Below are 12,473 nucleotides of genomic sequence, written 5' to 3'. Positions count from 1 at the left end.
AAGGGAGAGGCTCATGGACGATACGGCATCGGTCGCACTCGCCAGGCAAAACCTCGCGGCGTTGGGCATTCCGGTGAGCGACGAGGATCTCGAGAAGGCCCACGCAGCAGGTTTCTTCAGCACCGCGCAGGTATTCCAGGTAATGGTGCAGCGAGACAGCGAGGTCGATGACCTACCAGATTTCCTGACCGATCGTCTACCAGCGCCGCGATCGTGGGCCGCGACGGGAGAGGAGTCCCCTTCGGCGGCACCGGAGATCCTCGAACTCGCCCGCGCATTGCGCAACGGCGAGACGAGCAGTCGCGCGCTCGTCGAGCGAGCGCTCGAGCAGATCACTCGCCGCGATCAGGAACTCAACGCCTTTCAGTTGCTGCTCCCCGAGCAGGCGCTCGCCGATGCGGAGGCGCGCGATGCTGAACTCGCTCGCGGTATCGACCGCGGACCGCTCCATGGCCTGCCCGTGGCCTTGAAGGACCTCATCGACCTCGCGGGAACACCGACGACCGCCGGATCAGCTATCCTCGCCAACGCGGTGGCATCACGCGATGCGACGGTTGTCCAGCGCCTCCGAGCCGCCGGAGCCGTGATCGTCGGGAAAACACGACTACCAGAGTTCGCCTATTCGGGAGCCTCCAACAACCCGCACTACGGCCCGGTCCCCAATCCGCGAGACCGTCGTCGCGACAGCGGGGGATCCTCGAGTGGTTCTGCCGCTGCAGTCGCCGCTGGCCTGGTCGTCATGGCGGTCGGCTCGGATACCGGGGGATCGATCCGCATTCCGGCGGCCTATTGCGGAATCGTCGGTCTCAAGCCGACCTTCGGACGGGTGAGCGCGCGTGGTGTCTATCCGCTCGCCTGGTCACTCGACCACATCGGACCACTCACCCGCACCGTGACGGACGCCGCGGTTTCTCTCGAAGCGATGGCTGGTCCGGACGAGGACGACCCACGAACTCGCGCCGTTCCACTCCCGGATCTGGTCAGCGCCACACAAGTCGAGCGTCTCGAGCTCCGAGTGGGTGTCGTCCGCTCCACGGGTGGAGACCAACCTTTGGCCGCGCCCGACGCGGTCGCTGCGTGCGAACGGGCAGTGGCCGCGCTCGCGGACGCTGGGGCCGACCTGATCCCGCTGGTCCTGCCGGAACTCGAGACATTGCGTATCGTGAGTGCGGCGATCGCGCAACTCGAGGCTGCTGCGCTGCACGCACCCACCGCGCGCGAGCGCTGGACCCACTACGGTGAGTTCTTCCGTCTCCGCCTCCTCGGCTGCTTCGCCTACCCCTGCTGGGGTTACGTTGCCGCCCAGCGACTGGCGAAGAAGGCTCGTGCGCGGGTCACGAGCCTTCTCGAGGAGCACGATATCGCCTTGCTGGCTCTCCCGACAACGCCGACCACAGCCCCGCCGCTCGGGCAGTGGACAGCGCGAGCGAGCTGGCTGACCGCCCCCTTCAACCTGCTGGGATGGCCAGCCCTCAGCGTTCCGGCCGGCCTCGGCGATGACGGCTTGCCGATCGGTCTCCAACTGGTGGCACGTCCGTGGCGGGAAGATCTCGTCATCGCCGCAGGAGCATTGGTCGAACGCGCGGCTCGATCGAGCCGAGGCTCGAACTGAAAGAGGTGGACTCGCCAGATCGTCATGGCCGACCCACGACGCGCCGCTTGACGAACGCTCGATGGTTCAGCAAAGCGTCAGACGGCTGCGCTCTGGATTCTGCCGGCGCGGGATTGGGGAGAGACCCTTCCCACCGGCAGAGATTTGCGTCATACTTCAACCAGGCGGTACGGTTTCGCAGTGGCCTCGGTGTCGTTGGCTCCGTGCCGCTGACGAGTCGGTCGACAAGGGAAAGGGAGGGTCACGATGCCGTACGAACTCCCACCGCTGCCGTATCCGTACGACGCGCTCGAGCCCTACATCGATGCGCGCACGATGGAGATTCATCACACCGGGCATCATGGAGCCTACGTGCGCAACGTGAACGCGGCGCTCGAAAAGCACCCAGAAATCCCGGGCATGCCGATCGAGGAACTCCTGCGCCGCATCAACGAAGTGCCTGAGGATATCAGGACCGCTGTCCGCAACAACGGTGGAGGCCACGCCAACCATACCATTTTCTGGCAGATCATGGGTCCCAACGCTGGTGGTGAACCGACCGGAGAGCTGGCGCAGGCGATCGCTGAAACGTTCGGGAGCTTCCAGCAGTTCAAGGAACAGTTCTCGGCAGCTGCCGCAGGGGTCTTCGGTTCAGGATGGGCGTGGTTGGTACTCGATCAGAACGGCAAGCTCCAAATCATTACCAGGCCCAATCAAGACAGCCCCTACATGGACAACCTCTATCCCGTGATGGGGCTGGACGTCTGGGAGCATGCCTATTACCTCAAGTACCAGAACCGCCGTCCTGAGTACATCGCGAACTGGTGGAACGTGGTCAACTGGGACGCGGTGGCCCAGCGCTATCGTGAGGGTCTCAAGCGCTGACCGCGGCTGAGCATTCGGATCGATGAGCGAGCGCCGGGGGATCTCCCGGCGCTCGCTATCCGCGCCCAACCCCTCCCTCAAGCCTCGATCGGCTCGAGTGGTCGGAGGTTCGCTTCGATCTCTGCCCGCCGCGGCTCGAGGAACGGCGGGAGCGACAAGCGTTCACCCAGGTGCTCGAGATCCTCGTCGATGGCAAAACCGGGCCCATCCGTGGCGAGCTCGAAGAGAATACCTCCTGGTTCGCGGAAATACAGGGAACGAAAGTAGAATCGGTCGATCTGCGGGGTGACCGGAATGCCAGCTTGGGCGATCCGGGCACGCCACGCCTGATGCGCAGCATCATCGGAAACGCGAAAAGCGACATGGTGGACACCACCGGTTCCGAGCTGCGCCCGAGGCTGATCGGGGCGTTCCTCGACCACGATCAGTGCTCCCGGACCACCCGGCCCGACCTCGAAGAGAGCGGTTCGTGCGTGAGAGCGTTCTTCCTGCCGAAGGCGAAATCCTAACACTTCCGTCAACACACGTGCGGTCGGCTCGAGCGAGCGCACAACGAGCGAAACCGCAAAGATCCCCTTGATCTGGTAGGCAGGAGGTACCGGCGACCGATCCCGCGGCGTGCCACCGACCGTCCCACCATCGTCGACGAGGGCCAAGCGTTGCCCCTCGAAGTCCCGGAAGAATACGGCCTGCCGCCCAGCGTAGTTTCCCCACTCCACGCCCGGTACACCATGCTGCTGTAACCACTCGACCCACCACTCCAGCGCCGCTGCGTTATCCACCCGCAATGCGATGCGTGCGATCTCCCCAGAGCCGGAACGATGCGGCGGCAAGTTGGGCCAGTCGAAAAAGGTGACATCCGTACCTGGACTCCCGACAGCATCGGCATAAAACAGATGATATGCTGACACATCGTCCTGGTTGACCGTCTTCTTGACGAGACGGAGTCCAAGCACACGCGTATAGAAACGCACATTTTCTGTGGCACGTCCCGTGACCGCTGTAACGTGATGAATCCCCAGTATCTCGCGTTCCGGCATGGCACGACTCCCTCCAGGACGACGCACGATGACGAGTGTACAGAACGCCGGTGCAAGGGATTTGCTCCAGCGATCCAAGCCATCCCACAGGGTGAAGGTAAACGATCGAGCACGAGGCACCACCGCGGCGTCAGGTCGGACTATCGTCCGGGCTCCTCATCGAGAGACCACTGCAAGAACCGAAGTGGGCCGGCGTCAGTGCACCGGCCCAACGGACGAGACGAAGACAGCGATGTTTCAAACGTCCCCTTCGCGCAAGCCGAGCGCCGCTTGCGCGGCAGCGAGTCGCGCGATCGGTACGCGATAGGGAGAAGCCGAGACGTAATCGAGCCCAACCTCGTGGCAGAAGCGAATGCTGGCGGGATCCCCACCGTGTTCACCGCAGATGCCGAGTTTGATCGCTGGCCGGGTCGCTCGGCCGCCATCACGAGCGATCTCGATGAGGCGACCGACGCCAGCGCGATCGAGCGTCTGGAACGGATCAGCCGGATAGATTCCGTGTTCCAGATAGTAGGGAAGGAAGCGGCCAGCATCATCGCGCGAGATCCCGTACGTCATCTGCGTGAGGTCGTTGGTACCGAAACTGAAGAACTCCGCTTCCCGAGCGATCTCACTCGCAGTGAGCGCTGCACGCGGAACCTCGATCATCGTTCCGATCGAGTACGGAATCTCTCGTCCTGCCTCTGCGAAAAGCTGTCGCGCCACCCGATCGATGATCTCGCGTTGCACCATGAGTTCGCGAACGTCCGAGACCAGGGGCACCATGATTTCCGGATGGACCTCGATGCCTTCGGCAGCGCACTGGAGCGCGGCAGTGAAGATCGCGCGTGCTTGCATCTCGGTGATCTCCGGAGCAGTGATCCCGAGACGACAACCGCGATGACCGAGCATCGGATTGGCCTCGGTGAGTGCCTGGACTTTCGCACGGATCGCCTCCGGCGAGACCCCTAGCCGTTCCGCCATGGCCTGGATTTCCTCCTCGTGCTTCGGCAGGAACTCGTGCAACGGTGGATCCAGGGTGCGAATCGTGACAGGGAAGCCCGCCATCGCCTTGAAGATCCCCACGAAGTCCTCACGCTGCATTGGCTCCAGCTTGGCAAGCGCAGCGCGCCGCTCTTCCGGAGTTGTCGCCATGATCATCTCGCGCATGGCCCAGATGCGATCACCCTGGAAGAACATGTGCTCGGTGCGGCACAGTCCGATGCCCTCGGCCCCCAACTCGCGTGCCTTCGCGGCATCTTCCGGCGTATCGGCATTCGCCCTGACCCGCAGCCGGCGGAACTGATCAGCCCAGTCGAGCAGTTCCGCCAGGTCTCCACCGACACTCGGCGGGATGGTCGGCACTTCGCCGAGCAGGACGGCACCGGTCGAGCCATCGATCGTGATCACGTCGCCCCGGCGGACGACGACGTCACCGACACGAAACTCTTGTCGTTCGTAGTCCACGACCAGTGCAGAGCAACCGACGACCGCCGGTTTCCCGATCCCGCGCGCTACCACCGCAGCATGGCTGGTCATGCCCCCACGTGCCGTCAAGATGCCACGCGCTGCCAGCATGCCGTGGAAGTCATCCGGTGAGGTCTCTAACCGGACCAGGATCACCGCCTCACCGCGATCACCGAGTACCTTGGCCTCGTCAGCGTCGAACACCACTTTCCCGCTAGCCGCACCGGGACTCGCTGGCAGACCCTTGGCGAGTGGCTCACCCTTCCACGACGGGTCCAGCATCGGGTGGAGCAGCTGGTCGAGGTGGTCCGGTGAGACGCGCAACACTGCTTCCCGTGGATCGATCAACCCTTCGTGGACCATGTCGACGGCGATCTTGACTGCTGCTCGGCCTGTCCGCTTGCCGGTGCGTGTCTGGAGCATCCACAACTTGCCGCGCTCGACCGTGAACTCGAGATCCTGCATGTCACGGTAGTGACGCTCCAGGCGATCAGCGACGTCGAGCAATTGCTCGTACGCACCACGAAGCAGCGGGTCCTTGGCCATCTCTTGAATCGGTTGCGGGGTGCGGATACCAGCAACGACATCTTCCCCTTGCGCATTCGTCAAATATTCGCCGAAGATTCCTTTTTCACCGGTGCTCGGGTTGCGCGTGAAGGCGACACCAGTCGCGGAATCCGGCCCGAGGTTACCGAAGACCATCGCCTGAACATTCGCCGCCGTGCCGAGATCATGCGGGATCCCGTGTGCGTTGCGATAATCGATCGCCCGCCGGTTGTTCCATGACTCGAAGACAGCCAGGATTGCCCGTCGCAGTTGCTCGAACGGATCCTGGGGGAAGGGGGTTCCCGTCGCTTGCTGGACGATCTCCTTGTAAGCCTGAACCAGTCGCTGCAGATGTTCCGCTGGAATTTCGTAATCGTGGATGACTCCGAGTTCGCGCTTGAGCTCGTCGAGCGCATCCTCGAAGCGTTCGGAGGGAATATCCAGCACGACTTTGCCGAACATCTGAATCAGCCGGCGGTAGCAATCGTAGGCGAACCGCTCGTTCGCGGTCATAGCCGCCAGGCCAAGCACTGTCTCATCGGTGAGGCCAACATTGAGGATCGTATCCATCATGCCCGGCATGGAGAACTTGGCCCCGGAACGCACAGAGACGAGAAGTGGTTGCACCGGATCACCGAATCGACGTCCGATCTGCTGCTCGATATCCCGTAGCCCCTCCAGGACTTCCTCCCAGAGCCCTTCCGGCATCCGACGGCCACCCTGCAGGTAGGCGACGCACGCTCGGGTACTGACGGTAAAGCCAGGGGGCACCGGAAGGCCGATACGCGTCATTTCGGCCAAGTTCGCACCCTTGCCACCGAGCAAATCGCGCAGCTGCGCGTTGCCCTCCCGGAAGAGAAATACCCAGCGCCGCCCAGTCGCGACGGATACCATGGCGCTCCCTCCCTTCTCCTGCGGCCTCACGCTGTTCGAAAGTCCGAACGCCTTGCTTTCCCCTGTTTACTCCTCGACGACCAGCTTGGCAAGGCTCGCGAGCAGCGTCTTGGTTCCGTGTCGTTTGAACTGCACTGTCACTTCCTGATCGCCAGCCTGTTCGCGCACTGCCACGACGAACCCATCGCCGAATGCCGGGTGGAAAACGCGTTGCCCGGCTCGCAACCGCGGTACAACTGGGGCGCTGCTCTCCACCGGTCCTGCATGACCGCCCGCTGGCGGTGCCACCCTAGGCACCCGTTCGCTCGCTCGACTACCAGCTTCCACCACGTCGGGTGGCAAGTCATCGAGAAAATGTGACGGCAAACAACGCTCGCGCAGGCCGAAACGGTTGCGCGAACTGCAATAGCTCAGGTACAAGCGCTCTTTCGCCCGGGTGATGCCCACGTAAAACAACCGACGCTCTTCTTCCAGCTCGGCCTCGCTCTCCAACGCTCGGGCATGCGGCAACAGACCTTCTTCGACACCGATCAGAAAGACAACGGGAAACTCCAGTCCCTTGGCTGCATGCAACGTGAGCAAGGTCACCTGATCGCCACTCATCTCCGCTTCGTCGATGGCGGCCACCAGCGCCGCTTCCTCGAGGAACAGCGGCAGCCCCTCTGCTGCGGGGACCGTATCGTACCGCTCGAGCACGCTGCGCAGCTGGACCAGGTTTTCCCATCGTTCCCGCTCGGTGGGGTCACTCGCATCCCGGTAACGTGCCGCCAACCCGCTCCGTTCCAGCGCGAGGTCGAAGAGCTGGCTCGCCGGATGCTCGACCATCGCTGCCCGCAATCGGACAAGCTCGCCGCCGAGTTCCCGGAGTCGACGGACTGTCGCGGCCGCCAGTGCTGGTGCTTCCTCCCGTTCCTCGACCAGGAGCAGCAGCACGTCCGCGGGCGAGCACTGCTGGCGTTGCCCCCATTGCTCCAGCTGCAGCAGCGTCTTCTCCCCGATCCCCCGTCCGAACGCTGTCTCGCTCAGGACTCGCCGCAGGCTGAGCCAATCACGCGGATTGACCAGCACGCGCAGCAATGCCAACGCGTCTTTGATCTCTTTCCGCTCGTAGAAGCGGACCCCGCCGATGACCTGGTAAGGGATCTGACGTCGAACCAGCGCTTCCTCGACGGAGCGACTCTGGGCGTTGATGCGGTACAAGACTGCGATATCGCGATATCGTGCGTTCCCTGTCCGCACCAAGCGATCGATCTCGCTCACCACCATCTCCGCTTCCTGCTGCTCGTCCCAGCAAGCCAGCAAGCGGATCGGCGGACCAGGGGGATTCTCGGTCCACAGTGGGCGCTCGATCCGCTGGCGATTGACGCGAATTACGGCATCGGCAGCCGCGACGATTTGCGGCGTCGAGCGGTAATTGCGTCCGAGACGAATGACGGTCGCATCAGGGAAGTCGCGCTGGAACTCGAGAATGTTACGGATATCCGCCTGCCGCCAGCTGTAGATCGATTGATCAGGATCACCCACGACACAGAGGTTCCGGTGCCCGCTGGCGAGTTGGCGCACCAGTTGATACTGCAACCGGTTCGTGTCCTGGTACTCGTCGACCTGCAGGTAGCGCCAGCGGTCCTGATAGTGGGCGAGCACGTCCGGGTACTCGGTGAACAGTTCGACAGTGCGGAGGAGAAGGTCGTCGAAATCGACGGCCTGAGCGCGCTGGAGGTACTGGGCATAGCGCTCGTAGACGCGAGCAGCGACTTCGTCCCAATAGCTCTGGGCCATCGATTGGAGATCGCTCGGGCTGTGCTGGTCGTTCTTGGCCCGCGAGAGACGTCCGAGCAGCATGCGCGGGGAGAACCGCTGCGGATCGAGGCCGAGATCGCGCAAGGCCTGCTTGACGAGCGCCAGTTGGTCCTCCTCGTCATAGATAGTGAACGCCGGCTCGAGCCCGATCCGATACCCATCACGTCGGAGAATACGAACGCACAGACTGTGAAAGGTGCCCGCCTGCACGAGTTGTGCTGATTCGGTTCCGAGGAGGCCCCCGAGACGCTCCCGGATCTCCCGTGCTGCTTTGTTGGTGAAGGTCACGGCGACGATCTGCCACGGTCGAGCCCGGCCGCTACCGATGAGATATGCGACGCGATGCGTCAGCACGCGCGTCTTGCCACTTCCTGGACCAGCCACCACGAGTACCGGACCCTCGGTCGTCGTGACCGCCACGCACTGATCCGCATCTAAGCCAATGAGGATCCGTTCCATTCCGGAAAACGGCACAAGCCGCTCGCCCGCCATCTGGAATGGCCCGCCCCGCTCAGGCTCGCCGGTTACGGAACGGTCCTCGCTTCCCGGTTCCCCACGCGCATTCCCCCGCTCCTCGAGCATGCTCGTTCCTCCGGGTACGGCCGATCCTCCTGGGTTGCCGGGTCATCCGGCGTTCCCCATCAGGATACCGAGGAAAACGAGATAATGCTGGTACACGAACGGGTGGTGATCCCGAGAGCGGCTTCCCGCTGCGTGATCTTCGATTCCGCGACGCACGCCACCTGTTTCCCCGCCCGCTTCGGCCGGTCATGCCTTGACAGCCTGTCGGAGGACATCGTATCATCCACATGGTCGCCAAGTTAATCCTTAAAGGAAATGGTCGGACCGATGGACAGAGTTGTCGCGAGTTGTGACGAAGCGGTCGCCGATATCCCGAACGGCGCATCGATCATGATCGGGGGTTTTGGGCCGCCCGGAGTTCCCGTCAACCTGGTCCGGGCGCTTCGGCAGCGAGGGCTGCACGACCTCGTCCTCATCTACTGCGGTGGCGGCACGGAGGAGGACGGCATCGGCGGACTGATCGCTGACGGTGCAGTCCGCAAGCTGATCACCTCGTTTCCAGTTCACCCTGGCGCACACGCGGTTCGGGAGCGCTATCTCCAGGGTGAGATCGAGCTGGAGGTCGTGCCCCAGGGGACATTCGTCGAGCGTATCCGTGCGGCGGGAGCCGGCCTGGGTGGATTCTATTCCCCGACTGGCGTCGGAACCGAGTTGGCCGCAGGGAAAGAAGTGCGCCTGATCGACGGACGCGCCTTTGTCTTGGAACTTCCGCTCCCAGCCGATTACGCCCTCATCAAGGCCTTTCGGGCTGACCAGTGGGGCAACCTCGTCTACCGGCGCACCATGCGGAACTTCAATCCGATCATGGCCACAGCCGCTCGGATGGTGATCGCTGAAGTCGATGAAGTCGTTCCGGTCGGTTCCCTCTCACCCGAGGAAATCGAAACACCGTGTCTTTTTGTCGACCGAGTCGTTGAGGTGCCGCGTGACTGGTTCCGACACGCAACATCCGCTGAACGACGGTGAGGTGGTACTCGATGCCGCTGACACGCGAGGGAATTGCCTACCGTATCGCCCATGATCTCCCCGACGGCAGCTTCGTCAACCTCGGCTTCGGTATGCCGTCACTCGTTACGCACTTTTTGCCACTCGGGAAAACCGTGCTCATTCATAGCGAGAACGGCATTCTCGGTGCCGGCCCCAAGGCACCCCCGGGTCAAGAAGATCCTGATCTCGTCAACGCTAACGGCGACTTCGTCACGCTCGTTCCGGGTGCGAGTCTTTTCGACCATGCACTGTCGTTCACGATTGTTCGAGGAGGTCACTTGACGCATGCCGTGCTCGGTGCTCTTCAAGTCTCGCGCCGGGGCGATCTGGCGAACTGGCGCATCCCTGGTGCTCGTGTTCCAGGGGTCGGCGGCGCCATGGACATCGCCGTCGGAGCACAACGTGTCTGGGTAGCGATGACACATACCACCGATCACGGCGAGCCGAAGATCGTTGAAGAGTGCACCTATCCGCTGACTGCGCCGCGTTGTGTCCAGCGAATCTACACGGATCTCGCTGTTCTTTCCGTCGTGGGCGGCGAACTCCTCCTCGAGGAAGTCGCACCGGGCGTCACGGTCCAAGACGTTACCGCGCGCACCGGTGCATCGCTGACCATTCCGTCTCGCGTGCCGACGATGGACATTCCAGCTGAATTGGCCGGTATCCAACTGGTGACGGTCTGATCGCTCGTGCAGAACGACAGAGGTCGATAAGGCGAAAGGAGGCCGTGGAAGAACGATGAGCGCGTCACCAACGGTGCTTCGAGCAATCGATCGCGCACTCGACCGGATCCGGGAGGGATTGGCACCGGACGGGTTCGAGCTGCGCGTCGAGCGTGTCACGGACGAGGGTATCGTCGAATTAGTGCTCCAGGCATTACCCGATGCGTGCCTGGACTGCCTCGTTCCTGACCAGCTGCTGGATGCGATGCTGCGACAGGCGATCGCTCCCGTTTATCCAGCGCTACGTGAGGTCCGTTTGGAAAAGCGACTACCAGAGGAGGGACGATAATGCCAATTCTCGTGGATCCGACAGGACAAACCGGGCTCGTTACCAAGGCGAAGGCCCCACGCGTTCGACGCTCGCTACATGGCGCGCGCGTCTGCCTGATCGATAACGGAAAGAAGAATGCCGATCTCTTGCTCCGGAATATCGGCGAAATTCTCCAGGAACAGCATGGTGTCGCTGAACTGATCACATACCGGAAGCAGAGTATCTCGGTGCCGGTCGATCCAGCAGCCATCTCCGAGCTCCGGAAGCGATGCGACTTTGCGATCGCCGCGATCGGTGACTGAGGGTCATGCAGCGCGGCCAGTGTGGCCGATGCGATCCGTTTCGAAGAGCAGGGGATCCCCTCAGCAGCGATCATCACCGAGGCCTTCCGGACCACAGCGGATGCCATGGCGCAAGCGCAAGGGATGCCTGATTATCCGTACGCGGTAATCCCGCATCCGGTCAGCAGCCTCAGCCCGGAGGAAGTCCGACAACGGGCTGAACAAGTAGTTCCTGAACTGCTTCGGCTGCTGGGAGTCGAGGACGCTGCCGCGGAGGGACGACATGAGCGTGCATCAGATGGCTGAGCCGACTCTCGAGGCCGTACGGCACGCCCGGGAGGCGATAGAGTACTGCTACGAACGCGGTTGGACCGATGGACTACCTGTCGTGCCACCGGCAGAGGAGTTCGTCGCCGAGTTCCTCGCCCAGACCGACCGTGATCCCGAAGAGGTCGTGATCGAGCAAGAGCATCTCGGTCGCAAGTGCACGGTACGTCTCGCTGCCGCAAATGCGGTCATGGCTGGCTGTAAACCGGACTATTTCCCTGTCGTTCTCGCGGCCCTGGAAGCCCTCGATCGAGTGCCCGGTAGTCGCGGCCTCTTGCAGAGCACGACTGGCCAAGCGGTTTTTGTCGTCGTCAATGGACCGATCCGACATCGCCTCGGTTTCAACGCCAGGGACAACGTCTTCAGCCCGGGAGACCGTCCGAACGCGACGATCGGGCGGGCGATCCGACTCGTGATCATGAATGCGCTCGGCATCCGTCCACACGAGTTCGATCAAAGCACCCACGGCCAACCCGGTAAGTTCAGTCTCTGCATCGCGGAGAACGAAGAAGAGAGTCCGTGGGAGCCACTGCACGTCGAGCGAGGTTTTGCGCAAGACGAAAGCACGGTAACGGTCGGCCTCGTGCGGGGCACGATTCAGGTCGAGCAACGCGACTCCCAGCACCCCGAGGTGATCCTGGAAACGATCGCCGATTCGATGTCGTACGCGGGAACGTATTTCCCGACGCCGCGCGGGCACGCTGGTATCGTCGTGATGGGGCCAGAGCACGCCCAACTCATCGCTGCCGCCGGCTGGAGCAAAACCCGGGCACGACAATACCTGTGGGAGCACTTCGGTCGCCCAGCAGGAGTTTTGCGACGGTTGGCGAAGGACGCTTTGCTGGATGCCTCTCTGCCGGACGATGCCTTCGTGCGCTTCGCTCATTCACCGGAAACCATCCTGATCGTCGTCGCCGGAGCTCGCAACGCTGGTATCTCGACCGTCTGCCCGACCTTCATCGGCCAGCAGATCACCATACCGATCCGCACCAAATCATCTTGAGGCGAGCGGCGAACGGAACGTCAGCGAGGAATGGTTCCATCGTGAAGAGCGGAAACCGCTCTGCTCAGCACAGGTGCATGAGCCATGACCAAAGTCGC

10 protein-coding genes are annotated in these 12,473 nt (G+C 62.7%); 7 read left to right on the top strand and 3 right to left on the bottom strand.

Annotated elements, in window-relative coordinates; all coding sequences use genetic code 11:
* The first annotated feature begins 13 nt into the window (after nt 1-13).
* Complete coding sequence (locus TRD_RS01450; RefSeq protein ID WP_012641717.1) at nt 14-1,612, top strand: amidase; 1,599 nt, start codon at nt 14-16, stop codon at nt 1,610-1,612.
* A gap of 246 nt (nt 1,613-1,858) precedes the next feature.
* On the top strand, nt 1,859-2,476 hold the full coding sequence (locus TRD_RS01445; RefSeq protein WP_012641716.1) for a superoxide dismutase: 618 nt from the start codon (nt 1,859-1,861) through the stop codon (nt 2,474-2,476).
* A gap of 77 nt (nt 2,477-2,553) precedes the next feature.
* On the opposite strand, the gene TRD_RS01440 is transcribed toward TRD_RS01445, so the two are convergent.
* The 3 genes from TRD_RS01440 to TRD_RS01430 all read right to left on the bottom strand — a co-directional run bounded on the left by TRD_RS01440 (nt 2,554) and on the right by TRD_RS01430 (nt 8,784).
* A complete protein-coding gene (locus TRD_RS01440; RefSeq protein WP_012641715.1) occupies nt 2,554-3,516 on the bottom strand; it encodes a ring-cleaving dioxygenase in 963 nt (320 codons plus the stop codon).
* A gap of 237 nt (nt 3,517-3,753) precedes the next feature.
* The gene (ppdK, locus tag TRD_RS01435) at nt 3,754-6,402 is read right to left on the bottom strand and encodes a pyruvate, phosphate dikinase (protein WP_012641714.1); all 2,649 of its coding nucleotides are present in this window, start codon (nt 6,400-6,402) and stop codon (nt 3,754-3,756) included.
* A gap of 66 nt (nt 6,403-6,468) precedes the next feature.
* Nucleotides 6,469-8,784: an ATP-dependent helicase gene (locus TRD_RS01430; protein ID WP_012641713.1), complete on the bottom strand. Its 2,316-nt coding sequence runs from the start codon at nt 8,782-8,784 to the stop codon at nt 6,469-6,471.
* A gap of 267 nt (nt 8,785-9,051) precedes the next feature.
* Here TRD_RS01430 and TRD_RS01425 point away from each other — a divergent pair, with 267 nt between their 5' ends.
* The 5 genes from TRD_RS01425 to TRD_RS01405 are packed head-to-tail and all read left to right on the top strand — an operon-like array spanning nt 9,052 to nt 12,375.
* The gene (locus TRD_RS01425) at nt 9,052-9,750 is read left to right on the top strand and encodes a CoA transferase subunit A (RefSeq protein ID WP_012641711.1); all 699 of its coding nucleotides are present in this window, start codon (nt 9,052-9,054) and stop codon (nt 9,748-9,750) included.
* A gap of 11 nt (nt 9,751-9,761) precedes the next feature.
* Complete coding sequence (locus tag TRD_RS01420; RefSeq protein ID WP_012641710.1) at nt 9,762-10,454, top strand: 3-oxoacid CoA-transferase subunit B; 693 nt, start codon at nt 9,762-9,764, stop codon at nt 10,452-10,454.
* Nucleotides 10,455-10,509: 55 nt separating this feature from the next.
* Nucleotides 10,510-10,782, top strand: a complete 273-nt coding sequence (locus TRD_RS01415) for a hypothetical protein (RefSeq protein ID WP_012641709.1) — start codon at nt 10,510-10,512, stop codon at nt 10,780-10,782.
* Entirely contained in the window at nt 10,782-11,351 is a 570-nt protein-coding gene (locus TRD_RS15240; protein WP_273701388.1) for a UGSC family (seleno)protein, read from the top strand. The genes TRD_RS01415 and TRD_RS15240 overlap by 1 nt, the downstream gene beginning before the upstream one ends.
* Entirely contained in the window at nt 11,329-12,375 is a 1,047-nt protein-coding gene (locus TRD_RS01405; protein WP_012641708.1) for a hypothetical protein, read from the top strand. Before TRD_RS15240 ends, TRD_RS01405 begins: the two co-directional genes overlap by 23 nt.
* Nucleotides 12,376-12,473 lie beyond the last annotated feature (98 nt).

This window comes from Thermomicrobium roseum DSM 5159, assembly GCF_000021685.1.
Lineage (GTDB): Bacteria > Chloroflexota > Chloroflexia > Thermomicrobiales > Thermomicrobiaceae > Thermomicrobium > Thermomicrobium roseum.
The sequence above is the reverse complement of the archived record's forward strand: the minus strand, read 5'-3'. Positions and strand labels throughout refer to the sequence as shown.

Coding starts and splice junctions, on each gene's coding strand:
- TRD_RS01450 (WP_012641717.1), top strand. CDS start 14: ATGGACGATACGGCATCGGTCGCACTCGCCAGGCAAAACCTCGCGGCG.
- TRD_RS01445 (WP_012641716.1), top strand. CDS start 1,859: ATGCCGTACGAACTCCCACCGCTGCCGTATCCGTACGACGCGCTCGAG.
- TRD_RS01440 (WP_012641715.1), bottom strand. CDS start 3,516: ATGCCGGAACGCGAGATACTGGGGATTCATCACGTTACAGCGGTCACG.
- ppdK (WP_012641714.1), bottom strand. CDS start 6,402: ATGGTATCCGTCGCGACTGGGCGGCGCTGGGTATTTCTCTTCCGGGAG.
- TRD_RS01430 (WP_012641713.1), bottom strand. CDS start 8,784: ATGCTCGAGGAGCGGGGGAATGCGCGTGGGGAACCGGGAAGCGAGGAC.
- TRD_RS01425 (WP_012641711.1), top strand. CDS start 9,052: ATGGACAGAGTTGTCGCGAGTTGTGACGAAGCGGTCGCCGATATCCCG.
- TRD_RS01420 (WP_012641710.1), top strand. CDS start 9,762: ATGCCGCTGACACGCGAGGGAATTGCCTACCGTATCGCCCATGATCTC.
- TRD_RS01415 (WP_012641709.1), top strand. CDS start 10,510: ATGAGCGCGTCACCAACGGTGCTTCGAGCAATCGATCGCGCACTCGAC.
- TRD_RS01405 (WP_012641708.1), top strand. CDS start 11,329: ATGAGCGTGCATCAGATGGCTGAGCCGACTCTCGAGGCCGTACGGCAC.